Source organism: Ensifer sp. CCNWLY38, assembly GCF_037120565.1.
Classification (GTDB): Bacteria; Pseudomonadota; Alphaproteobacteria; order Rhizobiales; family Rhizobiaceae; genus Ensifer; species Ensifer adhaerens_H.
On sequence record NZ_JBBBBO010000001.1, the window covers coordinates 55067 to 71986 of the forward strand.

The window sequence follows — 16920 nt, forward strand, 5'->3', positions numbered from 1 at the left end:
CGCGCCCGGTCGTAGCCGGCCGCAGACGCGGGAAATCGAACGCTACTGCTTCTTGATCCGACGTCCATCGGGTGCCGTCGGCTGCGGGTCGCGGTCGAGGCGTTCGTAGCGGATACCTGTGAACAGAAGCACTTTGGCCCCGCCCGATATGGCAGGCGGTCTACGCGGCGGTACGCGAACCTTTCGGTCCTGAATTCTGATGACGTCTGCCATGCTCGTCTCCACAAAGTCTTGAGACGGATGAACTACCGTACAGATTTCACCCTGCCCTCTCGGGCCAGCGCATTTTTCCAGGCCTTGCCTGGACAGGCGCGCTTTTCTCGTTTGCTCCTTCTTCCGGTCGCCCGGATGTTGCTCTTCTGGTTCACGCGATGCAGCCCGATGATAACGGGTCCGCCCCGATTGAGCCATAGGCTGGTTAACAGAATGCTAATACACCGCTGCGACACCAACCTATAATTCATTATCTCGCCAGACGAGCCCTCGAGATGTATCCGAGGTAACAACCCGGAGGGGCGGTTCGCAAACCGCGGCTTCTCGTTAGCGTCGCGATATCAGGCCAAACAGAAACGACACCCCGGCAACAGCCACCAGCGTCGACAGAGGCTCCTCGCGCACGCGCTCGCGAACGCGTTCCACCATCAACTCCGCCTCGCCCTGCACGACTGCCCTCGTGCCGCTGCCAATCGCAGAGACGGCTTCGGTCAGCCGGGCGATTTCCGCCCGCAGTTCGGCGATTTGCACATCAACCTCAGCGCGCGCTTGCGCCTGCGAAACATTTTCGCTGACTCTCTGCACGGCCTCCAGTTTCTTTTCCACCATTACAACGCTCCCTTGTCTGCGCCGTCTCAACGCTCCGGATGGCGTTTGGTTCCGCCAGAAGCCGCAGAAAACCGGGGCCTCAAAAGCAAACGGGCGGCCAGAGCCGCCCGTTTTCCCGTTCAATGGAGAGCGCCGTTTCAGGCGCTCCACGTCAGTCCTCGCAGTCTGGATCGTCGAACTGGCACCGAACAAACGGTGCCGGGCGGGCGCCTTCGTAGATGCCGTCATCGTTCTGGCGAACGCGCACGCCGTCGCTGCGACGTTCCCATTCGCGGCGCTCTTCACGTACCGTCCGCTGACTCCATTCGCTGTCACGGCTGCGCCACTCCTCTTCACGCTGGCCGGTTTCCCAGTCGCGGCGGTCGCGCTCGCGCTGCCGTTCCCAGTCGCGACGATCCCGGCGGTCGTCGACCCAATCCGGTCCCCGGCGCCAGCGATCGCGCTCACGATAGAAGTCGCGGCCACGGTAGTTGCGGTCCCAATAGTTGTCGAACTGGAAGACGACCGTTGGAATTCCGAGCGGGCGGTAATAGCGGGGCTCGACATAAACGCGATTGCGGCGATAGTCGGCCTGAACGTAACGCCCGGCGACCCAGCCGCGCCCGCCGTAGAACGAGACGTCGCACCACGGCAGATCCGCAAGGCATCCGTGGATTTCCACCGATTCGCCGACCGGGATCATCGATACCGCCGGATAGCGGGTGCTCGGACCGGAGCGCATGTTCACATTGGCAGTGGCGAAGCCTTCGGCAGCCTCGGCGATAACCGGCGCCGCGAGGAGCGCGCAGACCGCCGCTGCGCGCAGGATAAATTTCTTCACAGTTCCATATCTCCCATGGAGAGGCCCCTCTTCATTTGGCCTACAAACGTCGGCGGGCGTCCGGAGCCCTTGACCGTCGCCGCGATAACTCGTGACCGCATGTGGATTTTTTATGGCTTATGCCGCGGATGTCCCCGAGAAATGCGGGGCCAGCGGGGCGAACGGTCGGCCCTGTGGCGCGCCACGCATGTGCCGTAAGCCTGAATAAAGCTCCAACATCCATAGTTAACAGTGCGCTAACGCTTTTCTTCTAATTTTTGCGACGTGTGCCTTTCCGGATCACCGGAAACGGCGATCATGTTTTGCGTGCAGGGAATTACCGTGACGGATCGCTTTCGTGAGTTGGAAAGGCCACAGACCGGCCGCTTGAAGGACGTTGTCCTGATGGCGACGGTTACCGGTTTCGAAAGCCTGCGCATCCCCCGCAAATCCGACATGAAGCAGTTTGCCGAATTGTTCGAGCCGCTCTTCCTCGGCTCCAGCAACGAAGCGCGCCGTCAGGCGGCGGCAGCCCTTTCCCAGTGCTCGCAGATCCCCGAAGCGGTCGCCGCATTGATCGGCGGCATGCCGATTTCGATTGCCGCGATTTTCCTGACGCGTTCGAAGGCGATAGCGGACCGCACCCTCATTGCGGTCATCCGCGAGCGCGGGCCGGAACATGCCGCAGCGATCGCGCGGCGTCCCAACCTCTCCCCCCTTGTCGTCGATGCCCTGGTTGAGCACCACAATCCACCCGGGCTCGCCGCGCGCAGCAGCGCAGCGAAGCAGGCGGTGGCGGAACAGCCACACCCGGAGGCTGAAGCCGCTTCCTTGCGGACTGCCCGCGAAGAAGCACTCAGGCACGAGATCAAGACCCTGGCGCGAGCGGGGTCACGCAACCCCGTGCCGGCCGCCTCATCCGAGGCAATCGATGAGGTGCATGCGGCACTGCTCGTGCGCTTTGCCCGCAGCGGCGAGATCATCCTGTTCTCGCGCGTCCTCGGCCAGGCGCTCGGCACCAAGGACGCCCAAATCGAACGCATCCTGCTCGATATCTCCGGGCAGCGGCTTGCGACGAGCCTCGTCGCGCTCGATGTCCAGGCGGCCGATGCCGGTTTCGTGCTTCAGGCCCTGTATCCGCATCTTCGCGAACCCTTCGGCGAGACGAGCCATGCGGAAGCGTTGATCGGCGCCATGAACCGTACCGCCTGCCGCGAACAGCTCGATGGCTGGTTCGAGGCAGAGGCCGAAGAAGGAGCGCCGGCTGCGAGGCACGAAGCCTACTTCGCCGAAAATCCCGCCAACGATGCGCGGCAGATCGGCCCTCGCAAGATTGCGGCGGCCGCCGGCAATGTGCAGCCCCAGCGGCTTTTCGGCCGGCGACGCGGCTAGGCGCAGAAAATACTCATCATGCTCCTCGCCTTGATGCGGCATGCTCCCGTGTCGAGAGCATGCCTGGGCAATGGCTGACGTGCCTGCAGGCCGCCGCCCCTGCCCTAGAAAAGCTGTTTCATCGCGTCGATGATCCAGCTCCACTCGCGGCCGGTCGGTGTCTGCGGCCCCTTCCCTTGCAAAACGGCCATCAGCTCCTGGTATCTGGCGGAACGAGCGTGGTGTTTGCGATACTGCTCGAGTTGCCAGTCCAGGAAACCCTTGTCCGGAGCCCGCTTCATCGCTCTTGCCGATCTTGCCAACCACTCAGCGGCGATTTCCCTGCCGACGGCGGATTGAGGGCCCAAGCCGTTTTCCATGGCAGCCCTCACCCGTGCGAAGGTCGCATCGGCTGCCAGGGCATAGGCGGCGGGGTCGAACTCTTCGGTCCAGAGCCGGGACATATGGGCGCGCATTTCGGCCGCATAGGTCTTGTCGGACAACATGTCCATCAGCTCCGCCCATGCGTCAATCTGATCCGGGGTCGGATCCGCGGGCAGATCCGGCGTGCCGGCATCCATCATTTTCCTCTTCCACTCAGCGTCCACCGGTGCGCCGCCGGCGACGTCATCGTAGAAGCGTTCGAGTGCGGAACGGAATTCCGTCTTTGAAAGCCTGGTCACGGTCCATAATCTCCTGAGATCCGTTGGGGAGGGGTCACGGAGTTTCAAAGCCATTCGCAGGGCTGCGGCGATCCGGCGCTTTGACCGGATTTCGGTTTCGAGCGTCCGAAGCCTCAGCGCCAGAACGTCGGCAAACGATGTTCGGCTGGTCAGGATTCTCCGGATCTCCGCGAGGCTGACACCCGCTTCACGCAGGGCAAGAACGAGGTCCAGCCGGGCAAGATCCGCTCCGGAATACATGCGGTAGCCGCTCTCCGTCCGTGCGGACGGCGGCAACAGCCCCTTGTCCGAATAAAACCGAAGCCGCCTGACCGGGATGCCGCTCAGCTTCGAGAGTTCGCCTATCGAGTAGATTTGATCGTCCATGAGCGCGTCCTACGGCCTCCACCAAGTGGAGAGTCAAGCAGGTCCGCGCAATCGGCAAGACGGCGTCAGGGCCGGCTTGCCCCTTCCTCCGGAACCACCTCGAACAGATCGCCATGGTCCTCCAGCTCGATTTCCACGATCCAGCAATCCGGGTCGAAGCGGATTTCGCTCGCAAGCGCCGCATCGACCCGCTCAGTATCGCTGTCGCGCAGCCTCACTTCGAACTTGCGGCCGAGCGCGACCTCGTCGTCGAAGAAATTCTGCGGAGCCGGGGCAAAGAGCGTCTCCGTGCCAAGCCGCGTCCGCTGGCGGATGAAGATCGCGCCGGCCTCCTCCGCTCCCTTGCGCAACACGGCCGCATAACCGCCGAGCGAAAACGCGCGGCGCAACAGGGAAGAGACGAAGATGTGAGACTTCAGGCGCATGAAAGGCTGATACACGCGCCGGACGGCGCAGGCAAATCGGCGGCGTCGCCGAACCCCGCCAGCAATCAGAGCGCGCCGATTTCCTTGAGCTTTTTCAAGACCTGGGCATTCGGCTCACCGGTCTGCGGCAGGCGGTAATGTTTCTCGAAATGGCGGATCGCCGCCCGCGTCTGCTCTCCGGCGACGCCATCGACCGTCACATCCGCATAGGCGAGGTTGCTCAGCCCCTTCTGGATGTTCAGCACCAGGTCGCTCGAAACCGGGATTTCGGCACGCGGAATGAAATTGCCGTCCCTCTCGGATGAACGAATGGCGGCAGCGACCGGATCGATCTCCACGCCACTGCCCTTGGCCTCGGCAAGAGGTCTTCCCGCCGGCATGACCTGAGCAGCCTGATCGCCAGGTGCCGCACGAAGTGCCCGTAGCAACTCCGTACTGGCCGAACCCGTCTCGGCGCGGCCGGCCTGCGCTTCGAAGCGCAGGATCGCGGCCGCCGTCCGTGGACCGCTGCGCCCGTCCGGCGCGCCGTCATAAAGGCCGACGCGGTTCAGTTCCTTCTGGATGTCGGCAACGAGCTTCGAGGTCGCGCCACCGGGCACGCTTGCCACGCGCTCAGGCGACGGCTTTTCCGTCGGCAGATCCGCGGAAGCCGCAGCTATCGCATCTTCGACGTTGTCCGCCTTGGCCTCGCCCTCGCGCTCGATGACGAAGGTGGTCACGTTGCGCGGCTCGATCTCTTCGCCCTTGGCGATGGCGATCCGCTGCGCGGTTTCGGCGCTGACGAGCGGCACGCGGGTGCGCATCAGCGGCGACGGGTGCACACCGTGCTGGTACCACATGGCATTGGCGGCAACGAAGGAAAACACGACCAGGAAGGCGGCCGAGCCGGCAGAGACCAGGGGATGACGCGCCATCAGCCGGCCGGCAAGTCCAACACCCTGTCCGGCAAGAGCCAGCCCGCGCACGGCCAGGCCAGGCGCACGCCGCGCGGCCTTCTTCCGTTCAGGCTGTTTTCGCTTGCGCGGCGCCATATCCCCGTTCCCCGTTCAAACCAACGTCTTCGGACCGCCCTCCTTCGGCGGCCGGTCTCGCCTCTCCGTCGCGCAGGCGCGGCGGGAATTCCACCGTCACCGACGAACGCTGCTCCTCGTGCTCGGCAACGGCGATGCCGGAGCCGTCGCGCGGTATCGTCACGACGATGACGGTCCCCTCACCCTCGCTGCTGCGAATCGTGAGGTCGCCACCATGAAGGGCAACGAGGCCCTTGACCAGCGAAAGACCGAGACCCGTGCCTTCGTAGCGGCGTGTATAGTCGTTCTGGATCTGGACAAAAGGTTGACCGAGCAGCTCCAGCTTGTCGGCGGCAATCCCGATGCCGGTGTCGCTGACCGAGAGCTTCAGCATCGCGCCATCCACTTCGGCGTCGATCGTCACGACGCCGCCATGATCGGTGAACTTCACGGCGTTACCGACCAGGTTGATGAGAACCTGCTGGAAGGCGCGCTGATCGGCGTTGACTTCGCCGATGCCGCGGGTGACGCGGCTGACGAGCTTGACGCCCTTCTCCGTGGCCTGGTGCGACAGCATCGCCTCGCAGGCGGCAACCGCCTCGGCGACGCGGAACGGCTCGGGCATGAGCTCGTAGCGTCCCGCCTCGATCTTGCTCATGTCGAGCATAGTGTTGACGACGGAGAGCAGATGTTCGCCCGACTTGTGGATGAGGCCCACATATTCGCGCTGGCGATCGTTTTCGAGCTTGCCGAAATACTCGCCGGCCAACACGTCGGAGAAGCCGAGGATGGCATTGAGCGGCGTGCGCAGCTCGTGGCTGACGGCAGCGAGGAAACGGGTCTTGGCATCGTTCGCAGACTCCGCTTCGGCCGTCCGGGCCGCCGCCTCGGCGCGCAGGCCTGCCTCCTGAGAGACATCGCGCGACTGCGCAAGGATCGCCGTCAAGTTGCCATCGCGATCGCGCAAGGGCGCCAAGTCGCAGGACATGTAGACGAACTGTTCGCCTTCGATCGGCAAGGTCCGCCGTTCGATGCGGATATCGACCGTCGCCCGGTCGCCGCCCTGGCGAAGGATGTCGATCGCGCTTAGGAAGGTGATGCGGTCGGAGACGTGAATCTGCTCGATGAAACCGCGGCCCGCCGGGTCGCGCATCAGCGTCAGGTGCTCCGCTGCATCGCGCCCATGCACGGAAAGAACATTGCCGCGCAGGTCATGCAGGGTCACGAGACCCGCAAACAGATCATAGGCTGCAGAGAGGTCCGGGAGAACGGGATCGGACGGAGCCGGCGCTGCAGTTTCCGGCGCCCGGCCGCGGGCGATCGCCACGGCTGCCGCCAGCAGCGAAGCGGAAGCCCAAAGCGCCGTGCCGAGCGGCAGGGCCGAGGACACGGGCATGGCGAGCGACAGGGCGAGCGGCGCCACCGGCAGCGTCGTCAAGGATACGGCTGCAACAGTGCGCAAACGTTTCGTATCGCGGCGTCGGGCGAGTGAAGAAGCCTCACGACGGGGCAGCCACAGGGCCGCGATCTCGTCCACGCGGGACGCCCATCTGCCAGCCATGTTACGCAATACGCTCACGCTTTACCCTGCTACATTTGTTGTTCTTGCGAGGCTGGCGCGACCGATTTCCCCTACTTGGAAAGCGCGATTCAGACCGCCTCGTGACATGTCGGAATCTCGCATCCCCGGCTTAATGAAAGAATAAACGCGCCCGTGCCGGAACGGTGCGAAACGGCCGAAAAATCCCGTTTTGGAGCAAATCCAGCGACCTTCATTTCTTGTGGTTAACGGGGCGTAAGCAACGGATTTCTGTGCATTTTCTGCACAGCGTTAACGATTGTGGCGAGCCCGCCTGCACGCCATTGCCGACGCTTCCGGGCTTCGCACACAGGGTCCCGCCATGAACCTTAACGGCGAAAGCTAAAATGCGACACAAATGCGCGGCAAAGCACTCGACGGCGGCATTTCATTAAAATTTGAAGCAAATGCCGCTCGTTTTGGAAAAGCCGTCTTGTGATTCCCGTCCTAATGTCGGTGTCAACAAAGGGACGGACGCTGCATCGAAGGCAGCAGCTCCCCGAGGAAACGACGGCAGCGTGAACGGGTATCAGGGGATACGACGGCGCTGCGGGATGCCGACGGCACAAAAGCCGGCTAGAAGACTGGCGAGCTCAGGCAGCTGAACGAAGGATGGGCAGAACATGTGGTTTCTCATCAAGGCGACATTCTGGTTTTCGCTGGTGCTGGTGCTGCTGCCATTCCTCGATCCGTCGAGCTCGCAGAAGCTGGAGCACGCTCCCAAGGTCGAGCTTGGCGACACCTTCGCCGCCGCCAATGAGGCCTTCCAATACATCAGCGCCATCTGCATCCAGAAGCCCGAGATTTGCGAGAAAGGGGCGGAGACCTTCGTCGCCCTCGGCCACCGGGCTCGCGAAGGCGCACGTATCGCCTATGAGTTCCTCGATACCCAGTTTGCCGAAACCGATGCGGCCCAACCCGATGCCAAGGTGATGACCGGAACGGTCACACCGGTCATGACCGGCACGGTCAAGCCCGCTGCCGATGTGGCAGCACCGGCCACCGAGGTCAGCACCATCGATGCAGAGCCCGTCTTCAAGCGCACGCCGGTTCCGGAAAAGCGCCTCGATCCCAAGGCCGCGATCATCCAGTAATCACGCCGAGCCCTCGGTCGAGACCGGGGCCGCCCATCCACACCATTCGCAACTTAACTGCCTGACTTGCCGCCCTGTCGTGGCCGCCGCGAGGATCCCATCCCCTCGCGGCGTTTTCTTTTTCAGGCGCAACCTTTGATCGCGCAAGAGCCAGCCACGCACAAGCCGTGGCTGCTTAGGTCCGCCGCACGGCGAGCGGAGGCACCCAATGCAGATCTACGGGCTTTTTTCGAATGCGGGCGTGACGCGGCCGGCGACAGCCGGCGCATCGACCGCCGGCGAAACCGTCGAAGGCAAGAGCCCGGCATCGGCCGCATTGCTCCTCGGCACCGACGACGACACTGGCGACCGCGCCGCCGCAGCAAAGAAGAAGCTCGACGACATCAAGGAACAACTTCGCATGCTCCGGTTCTTTGCATCGGATCCGGAAACGCTCGCAAGGCTCGCCAAACAACTCGCCCAGCAACTCGGCACAGCCGCCCAGCAGTTGGCCGGCGCAGACGGTGCTGGAGCGGCAAGCAGTGTTGCCTCCGCTGCGGCCGTGGCCGCCCTGGCAGATGCCGGCAGTGCGCAAGTGGAAGGTGCTATCGCCGGAAACGATGCAGCCACGTCCGCAGAGCCGACAAGCTTCGCGGAGCGCGCCTATCGCGAATTCAGCGGCGACAATCACGAGTCCGATTCCACCACCAAAGTGGCCGCCGAACTCAAATCGGTTGCCGAGCAAATAAAGCAGCTGTTGCGAAAGGCCGAGCAGGAATTGCGCACCGAGGGATCTGCCCGTGACGCTGACGATGCGCGCGCGGCCGGCCATGCCTTGTCGGCGGCGGTCGGCAAACTCGGTGGGATCGATGCAGGCGCCGGAAATGCCTTCCCCTTCCCGTCAAGCGTTTCGATCTGACCGCGCCGGCGAAATACCGCCGACGCCCAGGGCAACTGCAATTGGCGGTTCTCAATGGGCTTGCCATCCCCTATATGAGGACTGAAAGCCCGAATGCCTGATGGCAAAGGGCATGAACAGGGACGAACTTCGTTCGCGGCAAGGCCCGGCGGGCGTATAATCCCCTGATAACTGGACCCGGACCATGACGACGCTTGACCAGATCATCGACGATTTCGCCTTCCTCGACGAGTGGGAGGATCGCTATCGCTATGTGATCGAGCTCGGCAAAGCGCTGCCGGAGATGCCGGAAGCCAAGCGGACCCAGGAAAACAAGGTTCAGGGTTGCGCCAGCCAGGTCTGGCTCGTCACCCAGACGGCCGGCAATCCGGAGGACCCCGTCCTGACCTTCGAAGGTGAATCGGATGCGCATATCGTGCGCGGCCTGGTCGCAATCGTGCTCACCATCTATTCCGGCAAACATGCCTCGGAGATCGCCAAGATCGATGCCATCGATACCTTCGGCAAGATCGGCTTGATCGAGCACCTGTCGACGCAACGCGCCAACGGCCTGCGCTCGATGATCCGCCGCATTAAGAACGAAGCGGAGCTTCGGCTGGCCGCCTAGACCAATTCCAGGAAAAGTGTGAAACGGTTTTCCGTCCGGAACTGCGTAGTTTCAAAGACTAAGATCACTTCAGTGTTTCAATGAAACACTGAAATGATCTAAAGCGCGTCGCGATCTTTCAGGTTCGCGCCCTGCGCTTTAAGTTTTTGATATTTCGCATGTCGTTATCGCAAAACCGCTGCGCACTTTTGCGCGACGGGCTTTAAGGCGCCGTCAGGAGCTGCCGCAGCGACCGCACCGCTGACAGTACAAAACACAAGAGCCGGACGCGCAGGCCCGGCCCTTTGTGATCAAACCAAATACCGTCAGGCAAATTGCAGCAAACAGCCGCAAGCTTCACCAGACGGTTGAAGTCTTATTTGCCACGGCGCTTGCGGCGCTGGCCGAGGCCCATTTCCTTGGCGAGACGCGAGCGTGCTTCCGCATAGGCGGGCGCGACCATCGGGTAGTCGGTCGGCAGGTCCCATTTCTCGCGATATTCTTCCGGCGACAGATTGTGGTGGGTCATCAAGTGGCGCTTCAGCGACTTGAAGGTGCCGCCACATTCGAGGCAGGTGATCTGGTCGTCCTGGACGGACTTGCGAACCGACACGGCCGGCTTCGGCTTTTCAACGGGGATGACGACCGGTGCCGGCGCCGCGGTGTTGTTGAGCGCCGAGTGCACATCTGCGATCAGCGTGGAAAGCTCGGCGACGGGAACCACGTGATTGCTGACGTAGGCGGCAACGATTTCCGCCGTCAGTTCAACCAGAAGTTCATGGCTCGCGCCAAGCGCTGTTTCAGTCATTTCTTTCTCCTATCGGACTTCAGCACAACCCGAAACGGCGTCTCGGGGGGAGGAACGCTTGCAAGAGCCGCCAGGGAGCCTTCGCTGCCTTGGGATGGACCATCAAACGCGGCAAGGACAAACGCCGGCCACGATATCAAGAGTAGGAATTTTGATTACCAAACCTGCTGCCGAGTCACCGGGACGACCGAACTCTCAAAGCAACAACCAACATTCACAACTCAAGCTGGAATTTCAGATCAAAGTATTTTCCACGACGACACTTTACATTTACTCGATTAACATCGATGCGTGAAATTTCCAAACATAAATTTGACGACAGTTAGCAACTTTATCTCCAAATTGCTAAAATGGCCACACTGCATCGCAAAGTTCTGAAATACAGATTCAGAAATGTCATCGATCAGCTATGACGTCGCTCTTCCTTTTGCGGAAGCTGATCTACGACTGACAGCTTCGTAAGTTTGTAACCGGCCTGATGTGCGGCTTTTGCCAAGAGATGAGCCGAGATTGGTGCAGTCAGAATGAAGAAGAAGAAGCCCGCAAGCGCCCGAATCAGTATTGCCGCATCCAGAGAATGAACGCCCGCAGCTAGCAGCAACAGGCCTGAACCTATGGTGCCGGCCTTAGACGCTGCATGCATACGGGTGTAGAGATCGGGAAAACGCAAGATGCCAATTGCCGCAAGCAGCGAAAAGATCGCGCCGACGATCAACAGAGCGGCAACCAATACAGCAATGGCTATGTCCAGGACGGGGTTCATCGGCGCGCGCCCTTGTGCTTGCGACGGACCGCATTTGCCGACATGCGCTTTGATTCCGGCGAGCTGCGCTCAACGTTGGCCGCCTCCGGCGAATGCCCGCGAGCCAGGACGAAGCGGGCAAAAGCGACGGTCGCGAGGAAGCCCACCAGGCCAAGGGCAATGGCAATGTCGATGTAGAGATTGAAACCGGTGCGGATCGCGACGACGGCAATGAGGCCGATGGCGATCGCCACCAGCATGTCGAGGCCGAGCACGCGGTCCGGCAAGGTCGGGCCGCGGATGATGCGCCAGACAGTAAACAGCAGGGCAGCAGACAGCGCGATTAGTGCAAAGCCCGTAGCGAGGGCTTCGATCTGGTCTGGCAGGCTCATTCGAAAGCCTCCTTTATCCGCCGTTCAAAGCCGTTGGCGATGTCGCGTCGCAAGCCGCCCGGATCGGCGCACTCGAGCGCATGGACGTAGAGCGTGCGGCGGTCGTCGGAAACGTCAACCGACAAGGTCCCAGGCGTCAGCGTGATGAGATTGGCGAGCAACGCGATTTCGAAGTCGCTCCTGACCGTCAAGGGATAGGCAAAGATGCCGGGTCTCAGCTTCATCTTCGGCTGGATGACCATGAGCGCGACCTTGGTGGCCGAGATCGCAAGCTCCTTGAAAAAGAGAGCGGTCAACAACAACAGCTTGAGCGGACGCACCGGATAGGTGATGGGCTGGAGCTCGCGCCGGATCAGCCATAGAGACAGCGCTCCAACGACAAAGCCGAGGATCAGATTGGCTAGCGAGAAGCTGGCGCTGATCGCGCCCCAGATCGCCGTGAACACCAGGTTGATGGTGAGGAACTTGGTCACGGGGCACCTCCCGGGAAAACCGAGTTCAGATAGGCCGAGGGCTCAGCGAGCCCGGCAGCAGCACTCTGAACGGTCGAAAGCAATGGCTCCGGGTAGAGACCAATCGCCAAAGCCAGGATGACCAATACGGTCAGCGGCAGCAGTGCCGCCGGCGAGATCGTCGCGGAAGCCGTCGTGCCCTCCCCGGCTGCGGCATCGCGCCAATAGGCCAGCAGGAAGAAACGTCCGGTGACAACAGTCGTCAGGAAGCCGGTGAAAAGCAGGGCCGCGGCCAGCCACCAGGCGCCGATATCGAGTGCCGCCTTGACCAGCATGACCTTCGGCCAGAAGCCGGAGAATGGCGGCAGACCGGAAACGGCGAAGGCCAGCATGAGCGTCAGCGCCGCGAAACCGGCGTGGCGACGATAAAGGCCTGCCAGCGACGAAAGCGAGAAGCTGCCGCCGAGCTTGGCCGCAACGCCGGATGCGAAATAAAGCGCAGTCATGACGAGCATCGAGTGCAGCGCATAGAAGATCGCACCGCCAATGCCGCCCGGCCCGCCGACGGCAATACCGGCGAGGATCGAGCCGATGCCGGAGACCACGAGATAGCCGAGCATGCGGCGGAAATCCGATTGCGCCAGCGCCCCGAAGGCACCGACGAGCATGGTGAGCGCGCCGGCAAGGGCAATGACGAAGCTCAGTTCCTCGCGCTGGAGCGGCAGCAGCATGACGGTGACGCGGATCAGGGCGTAAATGCCGACCTTGGTGAGCAGGCCGCCGAACAGCGCCGACACCACGACGCGCGGCGTATGGTAGGAGGCCGGCAGCCAGAAATTGACCGGGAAGGCCGCCGCCTTCATGCCGAAGGCCAGCACGAAGAGCGCCGTCAGCGTCGTCAGCGGCGCGGTGCCGGCAAGACCTTCTGCCTTGCGGGCGATATCGGCCATGTTGAGCGTGCCGAAGCTCGCATAGAGATAGCCGGTCGCGATCAGGAACAGCGTGGTCGCGACCAGATTGAGGAAACCGTATTTCACCGCTCCGTCGATCTGCTCGCGCTCGGAGCCGAGCACGATCAGGCCGAATGACGAGATCAGCAGCACCTCGAACCAGACATAGAGGTTGAAGATGTCCCCCGTCAGAAATGCACCCGAAACGCCAGCCATCAGGAGCATCAGGAACGGATAGAAGCCGTAGCGCCGACCGCTGTCGTTGATATCCGCGAGCGAATAGATCCCGCCGGCAAGTGCCACCACCGAGGCGGTCAACGCAAAGAGAGCGCCCGTCAGATCGACGGTGAAGGCAATGCCGAAGGGCGGCAGCCAGCGTCCCATGACCATTGTTACCGAACCGCTCGCAAGCACGTGCCGAAGGAGCAGAATGTCTATCAAGACGAGGCCGGCAAGGCCAAGGACCGCGATGTAAGGCTGCCAGTCGATCTTTCGGCGCAGCATGACAAGCAGTGCGCCGATTGCCAGGCACCAGGCGACCGGCAGGATCACCAGCCAATCGGCAGAAGCGACCGGCTCGAGAACGAGTGCGGTGGATAGATCTGCGGGGGGAGAAATTGAAGCGGCCATGGGTCGGTCAGTATCCAAGCGGCGGAGCCGGCTCGTCCTTCGGCTCGGCGACGCGCATCTCGTCGGTATTGTCGGTCTGCAGCTCCTCGTAGGCGCGCCACGCGAGAACCAGCAAGAAAGCAAAGAAGGAGAAGGAGATCACGATTGCCGTCAGGATCAGTGCCTGTGGCAAGGCATTGGCGGCCGGGCCAGTGAGCGCGTCTTCATGCGCCGGGATGACCGGCGGCACGCTGCGGGTCAGCCGACCGCCGGTGAAGATCAGCAGATTGACGGCATTGCCGAGGATGGCCACTCCGAGCAGCACGCGGATGATGAACTTCGACAGCAACAAATAGATAGCGACCGTAAAGAAGATGCCGACGAGCAGGGAAAACCAGGCTTCCATCACTCGCCTCCCCGCTCTTCGAGCGAGAGCGCAATCGAACTGATCGCACCGACGACGACGAGATAGACGCCGCAATCGAACAGCATCACCGTCGAGAGCGGGATCTCCAGGCCGAGAACCGATGGGTAGATCCAGAGGCCGGTCATAAAGGGGACGCGGGCGGCGATGGAGACCAGGCCGGCGATCGTCGAAGCGAAGAGCCCGGCGCCGGCAATCGCCATCGGGTGGAAATAGATGGCGTGGCGTACGGTCTCGACGCCGCAGGCTATGCCGTAGATGGCGAGCGCCGAAACCGCGATCAAGCCGCCGGTGAAGCCCCCGCCCAGCTCGTTGTGGCCGCGCAAAAGGACGAAAATCGAAAACAGCACCATCAGGCTCGTGAGAAACGGTGCGACGGCGCGGAAGATCACCGACTTCATGCGCGCTCCTCCGCATCCGGATCGTTGTCGGCGATGCGCCGGAGCGAGCCGGCTCTCAAGCGAACCAGCGACAGGATGGCAAGGCCGGTGACCATCACCACGGCGATCTCACCCAGCGTGTCCGTGCCGCGGAAATCGACGATAATGACGTTCACCACATTGGCGCCGTGCGCGATCGACTTCGAATACAGATTAAAGAATTCCGTAAGCGTGGCGTCGAAGGGAACGCCCGTCACCTTCAGCAACATCAGACCGAAGCCGAGGCCGCAGGCGAGCGCAATGGCGAAATCCGGGACCTTCTGGGCAAGCGGCCGATGGTCAGACGGCGACAGCCTGAGCCGCGTCATCACCAGCGCCAGAACGACGACCGAGAGCGTCTCGATCATAAACTGGACGAAGGCGAGATCCGGCGCGCCGTAGAGCAGAAAGATGACGGCGACGGCAAAACCCTGGATGCCGAGGGAGACGATCGCCGTCAGGCGGTCGGCCGCAAGCACGACGGCAACGAGGCCGATAACGGCAATCGCCATGATCGCAAGCTCATGCAGGGGCACGTCGGGTGCGAAGAACGGTGCGCGCGGCAGTTCGCCGTAGGTGAGCGGAACGACCAGCAGCACGAAGGCAACCAGGATGAAGGTCGCCGTCATGTAAACGTCGAGCCGGCCGGATTGCAGTCGGCGCGTCAGCCCGATGGAAAAACGAACGAGCCCCCGGATGAACTGGTCGAAACCACGGTCCGGCCCCCAGCCGATATCGGCAAGGATCGTGGCGATGAAACCACGCAGGCGATCGAGCTTGAGGTAGAAAACGATCCCGATCAACACGGTTACGGTCGACATGGCCAGGGGCACCCCGACGCTCGGAACGACAGATATCGTGACCGTACGCGGTTCGCCTGCTATCGCCGACGCCATCGGCGTCGATACGAGTTCGTGGGTCAGCCCCGAGAGCAAGGCGGCGGAAAGCCCCTTGGCAGCAAGCAGCGCCGGCCCGAGCCAGAGCAGCACCGGCGCCTCGTGCGCCGCCTTCGGCGTCTCCACCTTCGCACCGATGAAAGGTTTGAGGGCAACGGCAAAGGCCACCGCGAACATCAGGGCATTGCCAAGGATCGCGATTGCCGCAAAGACCATGGAGCGGCGGTCGAAGCCGGAGAGCGCGTAGTAGATTTCCTCCTTGGCGACGAAGCCGAAGAAGGGGAACAGGCCGCCCATCGAAAATGCGGCTGCAAGCGCAATGACGAACGTAAGCGGCATGGCGGAACGCAAGCCCCCGAGCCTGGTCACGTCGCGGGTGCCGGTCTCATGATCGATGATGCCGGCAACCATGAACAGGGCACCCTTGAACAGGGAGTGTGCGACAAGATAGAGCGCCGCCGCCTCGATCGCGTGCGGGAAGCCGAGACCGGTCAGCATGACCAGCAGCCCGAGCGAGGCCATGGTCGTATAAGCAAGCATCAGCTTCAGGTCGGTCTGGCGGCAGGCAAGAGCTGCGCCGATGACGAGCGTGGCGCCGCCGAAGAGCGGCAGCAGGATCTGCCATTCGGGCGTGCCGCCGAGCACGGGATTGAGCCGCATCAACAGATAGACGCCGGCCTTCACCATCGTCGCGGAATGCAGGTAGGCCGAAACGGGAGTCGGTGCTTCCATCGCGTTCGGCAGCCAGAAATGGAACGGAAACTGCGCCGACTTGGTGAAGGCGCCGCCGAGGACGAGAATAAGCGCGGCCAGATAGAACGGGCTCTCGCGCATCTCGGCGCCAAAGGCCATGAGCAGCGAAAGCTGGGTGACGCCGCTGACGTTCCAGATAATCAGGAGCCCTGCGAGCAGGAACAGGCCCCCTCCTCCGGTCACGACCAGCGCCTGAAGGGCCGCGCGCCTTGCCGCTTCGCGCGAATGGTCGAAGCCGATCAGCAGGAATGACGTGATCGAGGTCAGTTCCCAAAAGACAAAGAGCATCAGGAAGCTGTCGGACACGACAAGCCCGAGCATCGATCCCATGAACATCAGGATGAACGAGAAGAACCGTCCCTGCTGCGGATGGCCCTTCAGGTAACCGCCGGAATAGAGCACGATCAGCATGCCGATGCCGGCGATCAGCAGGACGAAAGTCAGCGACAGGCCATCGATCAACCAGGAAAAGCTGACATTGAACGACGGGATCCAGGCATAGCCGCCAGTGACCACCTCACCTTTGGCCACGTCCGGCCAGAAGCGGGTGAAATGCAGGACAATGGCCGCCGGGAAGAGTGCCAGAACCCAGGCCGCATTGTGCCCGAGGAGGCGCGTGAGCAGCGGTGCGACCAAAGCCCCCACGAAAGGGAGTGCGAGAGCCAGAAATGTCAGGGCCGCAACATCCATCGTCCTGGCCTGCTCCTTTATGTTTTCACGATACAATCAATCGAAGACCCGACATAAAAGAAGGGTTGTGGCGTCTCAAGCCTTATCCAGATAAAATCGACGTTATCTGCCGTTAAGTCGCTTCGGAGATCGGACGCTGCAGTCCAAGCACT

Annotated in this window: 19 protein-coding genes; 4 read left to right on the forward strand and 15 right to left on the reverse strand. The window is 62.2% G+C overall.

The annotated features are described in order from the left end of the window. Positions 1-42: 42 nt before the first annotated feature. The 3 genes from V7S54_RS00245 to V7S54_RS00255 all read right to left on the reverse strand — a co-directional run bounded on the left by V7S54_RS00245 (position 43) and on the right by V7S54_RS00255 (position 1642). On the reverse strand, positions 43-213 hold the full coding sequence (locus V7S54_RS00245) for a hypothetical protein (protein ID WP_176707512.1): 171 nt from the start codon (positions 211-213) through the stop codon (positions 43-45). Between the two features lie 327 nt (positions 214-540). Then, positions 541-822: a hypothetical protein gene (locus V7S54_RS00250; protein ID WP_065372493.1), complete on the reverse strand. Its 282-nt coding sequence runs from the start codon at positions 820-822 to the stop codon at positions 541-543. Positions 823-973: 151 nt separating this feature from the next. Further along, the gene (locus tag V7S54_RS00255; protein WP_065372494.1) at positions 974-1642 is read right to left on the reverse strand and encodes an SH3 domain-containing protein; all 669 of its coding nucleotides are present in this window, start codon (positions 1640-1642) and stop codon (positions 974-976) included. A 297-nt stretch (positions 1643-1939) separates the two neighbouring features. Here V7S54_RS00255 and V7S54_RS00260 point away from each other — a divergent pair, with 297 nt between their 5' ends. Continuing rightward, positions 1940-3013 carry a DUF2336 domain-containing protein gene (locus tag V7S54_RS00260; protein WP_065372495.1) on the forward strand — a complete coding sequence of 358 codons (1074 nt, stop codon included), beginning with the start codon at positions 1940-1942 and terminating at the stop codon, positions 3011-3013. 104 nt (positions 3014-3117) lie between these two features. Here V7S54_RS00260 and V7S54_RS00265 read toward each other — a convergent pair whose 3' ends face one another. The 4 genes from V7S54_RS00265 to V7S54_RS00280 all read right to left on the reverse strand — a co-directional run bounded on the left by V7S54_RS00265 (position 3118) and on the right by V7S54_RS00280 (position 7037). After that, a complete protein-coding gene (locus tag V7S54_RS00265) occupies positions 3118-4041 on the reverse strand; it encodes a MerR family transcriptional regulator (protein ID WP_065372496.1) in 924 nt (307 codons plus the stop codon). Between the two features lie 65 nt (positions 4042-4106). Further along, entirely contained in the window at positions 4107-4466 is a 360-nt protein-coding gene (locus V7S54_RS00270) for a DUF1491 family protein (protein WP_065372819.1), read from the reverse strand. Between the two features lie 65 nt (positions 4467-4531). Then, complete coding sequence (locus tag V7S54_RS00275) at positions 4532-5497, reverse strand: peptidoglycan-binding domain-containing protein (RefSeq protein ID WP_065372497.1); 966 nt, start codon at positions 5495-5497, stop codon at positions 4532-4534. After that, positions 5469-7037, reverse strand: a complete 1569-nt coding sequence (locus V7S54_RS00280; protein WP_336408057.1) for a sensor histidine kinase — start codon at positions 7035-7037, stop codon at positions 5469-5471. Before V7S54_RS00280 ends, V7S54_RS00275 begins: the two co-directional genes overlap by 29 nt. A gap of 641 nt (positions 7038-7678) precedes the next feature. On the opposite strand from V7S54_RS00280, the gene V7S54_RS00285 reads away from it, so the two are divergent. From V7S54_RS00285 to V7S54_RS00295, 3 genes are all read left to right on the forward strand, one after another. After that, positions 7679-8149, forward strand: a complete 471-nt coding sequence (locus V7S54_RS00285; protein WP_057250413.1) for a DUF5330 domain-containing protein — start codon at positions 7679-7681, stop codon at positions 8147-8149. Positions 8150-8357: 208 nt separating this feature from the next. Beyond that, positions 8358-9047 (forward strand): hypothetical protein, encoded by a 690-nt coding sequence (locus V7S54_RS00290; protein WP_065372499.1) that lies wholly within the window; start codon positions 8358-8360, stop codon positions 9045-9047. Positions 9048-9231: 184 nt separating this feature from the next. Continuing rightward, complete coding sequence (locus V7S54_RS00295; protein ID WP_065372500.1) at positions 9232-9654, forward strand: SufE family protein; 423 nt, start codon at positions 9232-9234, stop codon at positions 9652-9654. A gap of 355 nt (positions 9655-10009) precedes the next feature. Here the strand turns inward: V7S54_RS00295 and mucR are convergent, their stop codons facing one another. The 8 genes from mucR to V7S54_RS00335 form a co-directional block, all read right to left on the reverse strand. Then, positions 10010-10441, reverse strand: coding sequence for an exopolysaccharide biosynthesis transcriptional regulator MucR (gene mucR, locus V7S54_RS00300; protein ID WP_034789336.1), 432 nt, complete (start codon positions 10439-10441; stop codon positions 10010-10012). Positions 10442-10844: 403 nt separating this feature from the next. Then, positions 10845-11204 carry a monovalent cation/H(+) antiporter subunit G gene (mnhG, locus tag V7S54_RS00305; protein ID WP_065372501.1) on the reverse strand — a complete coding sequence of 120 codons (360 nt, stop codon included), beginning with the start codon at positions 11202-11204 and terminating at the stop codon, positions 10845-10847. Continuing rightward, positions 11201-11575 carry a cation:proton antiporter gene (locus V7S54_RS00310; RefSeq protein WP_065372502.1) on the reverse strand — a complete coding sequence of 125 codons (375 nt, stop codon included), beginning with the start codon at positions 11573-11575 and terminating at the stop codon, positions 11201-11203. Before V7S54_RS00310 ends, mnhG begins: the two co-directional genes overlap by 4 nt. Then, entirely contained in the window at positions 11572-12048 is a 477-nt protein-coding gene (locus V7S54_RS00315; RefSeq protein WP_065372503.1) for a Na+/H+ antiporter subunit E, read from the reverse strand. The genes V7S54_RS00310 and V7S54_RS00315 overlap by 4 nt, the downstream gene beginning before the upstream one ends. Next, positions 12045-13607 carry a Na+/H+ antiporter subunit D gene (locus V7S54_RS00320; protein WP_065372504.1) on the reverse strand — a complete coding sequence of 521 codons (1563 nt, stop codon included), beginning with the start codon at positions 13605-13607 and terminating at the stop codon, positions 12045-12047. The genes V7S54_RS00315 and V7S54_RS00320 overlap by 4 nt, the downstream gene beginning before the upstream one ends. Before the next feature lie 7 nt (positions 13608-13614). Further along, positions 13615-13992 carry a Na+/H+ antiporter subunit C gene (locus tag V7S54_RS00325; protein WP_065372505.1) on the reverse strand — a complete coding sequence of 126 codons (378 nt, stop codon included), beginning with the start codon at positions 13990-13992 and terminating at the stop codon, positions 13615-13617. Continuing rightward, positions 13992-14411 carry a Na(+)/H(+) antiporter subunit B gene (locus V7S54_RS00330; RefSeq protein WP_065372506.1) on the reverse strand — a complete coding sequence of 140 codons (420 nt, stop codon included), beginning with the start codon at positions 14409-14411 and terminating at the stop codon, positions 13992-13994. The genes V7S54_RS00325 and V7S54_RS00330 overlap by 1 nt, the downstream gene beginning before the upstream one ends. Next, positions 14408-16768: a putative monovalent cation/H+ antiporter subunit A gene (locus V7S54_RS00335; protein WP_065372507.1), complete on the reverse strand. Its 2361-nt coding sequence runs from the start codon at positions 16766-16768 to the stop codon at positions 14408-14410. Before V7S54_RS00335 ends, V7S54_RS00330 begins: the two co-directional genes overlap by 4 nt. Positions 16769-16920 lie beyond the last annotated feature (152 nt).

What these genes read in the sequence shown, in the direction of transcription:
- mucR (WP_034789336.1), bottom strand. Translation starts at nt 10,441, where the DNA reads ATGACTGAAACAGCGCTTGGCGCGAGCCATGAACTTCTGGTTGAACTG.
- V7S54_RS00335 (WP_065372507.1), bottom strand. Translation starts at nt 16,768, where the DNA reads ATGGATGTTGCGGCCCTGACATTTCTGGCTCTCGCACTCCCTTTCGTG.
- V7S54_RS00260 (WP_065372495.1), top strand. Translation starts at nt 1,940, where the DNA reads ATGTTTTGCGTGCAGGGAATTACCGTGACGGATCGCTTTCGTGAGTTG.
- V7S54_RS00295 (WP_065372500.1), top strand. Translation starts at nt 9,232, where the DNA reads ATGACGACGCTTGACCAGATCATCGACGATTTCGCCTTCCTCGACGAG.
- V7S54_RS00290 (WP_065372499.1), top strand. Translation starts at nt 8,358, where the DNA reads ATGCAGATCTACGGGCTTTTTTCGAATGCGGGCGTGACGCGGCCGGCG.
- mnhG (WP_065372501.1), bottom strand. Translation starts at nt 11,204, where the DNA reads ATGAACCCCGTCCTGGACATAGCCATTGCTGTATTGGTTGCCGCTCTG.
- V7S54_RS00270 (WP_065372819.1), bottom strand. Translation starts at nt 4,466, where the DNA reads ATGCGCCTGAAGTCTCACATCTTCGTCTCTTCCCTGTTGCGCCGCGCG.
- V7S54_RS00265 (WP_065372496.1), bottom strand. Translation starts at nt 4,041, where the DNA reads ATGGACGATCAAATCTACTCGATAGGCGAACTCTCGAAGCTGAGCGGC.
- V7S54_RS00285 (WP_057250413.1), top strand. Translation starts at nt 7,679, where the DNA reads ATGTGGTTTCTCATCAAGGCGACATTCTGGTTTTCGCTGGTGCTGGTG.
- V7S54_RS00310 (WP_065372502.1), bottom strand. Translation starts at nt 11,575, where the DNA reads ATGAGCCTGCCAGACCAGATCGAAGCCCTCGCTACGGGCTTTGCACTA.
- V7S54_RS00325 (WP_065372505.1), bottom strand. Translation starts at nt 13,992, where the DNA reads ATGGAAGCCTGGTTTTCCCTGCTCGTCGGCATCTTCTTTACGGTCGCT.
- V7S54_RS00320 (WP_065372504.1), bottom strand. Translation starts at nt 13,607, where the DNA reads ATGGCCGCTTCAATTTCTCCCCCCGCAGATCTATCCACCGCACTCGTT.
- V7S54_RS00245 (WP_176707512.1), bottom strand. Translation starts at nt 213, where the DNA reads ATGGCAGACGTCATCAGAATTCAGGACCGAAAGGTTCGCGTACCGCCG.
- V7S54_RS00330 (WP_065372506.1), bottom strand. Translation starts at nt 14,411, where the DNA reads ATGAAGTCGGTGATCTTCCGCGCCGTCGCACCGTTTCTCACGAGCCTG.
- V7S54_RS00275 (WP_065372497.1), bottom strand. Translation starts at nt 5,497, where the DNA reads ATGGCGCCGCGCAAGCGAAAACAGCCTGAACGGAAGAAGGCCGCGCGG.
- V7S54_RS00280 (WP_336408057.1), bottom strand. Translation starts at nt 7,037, where the DNA reads ATGGCTGGCAGATGGGCGTCCCGCGTGGACGAGATCGCGGCCCTGTGG.
- V7S54_RS00250 (WP_065372493.1), bottom strand. Translation starts at nt 822, where the DNA reads ATGGTGGAAAAGAAACTGGAGGCCGTGCAGAGAGTCAGCGAAAATGTT.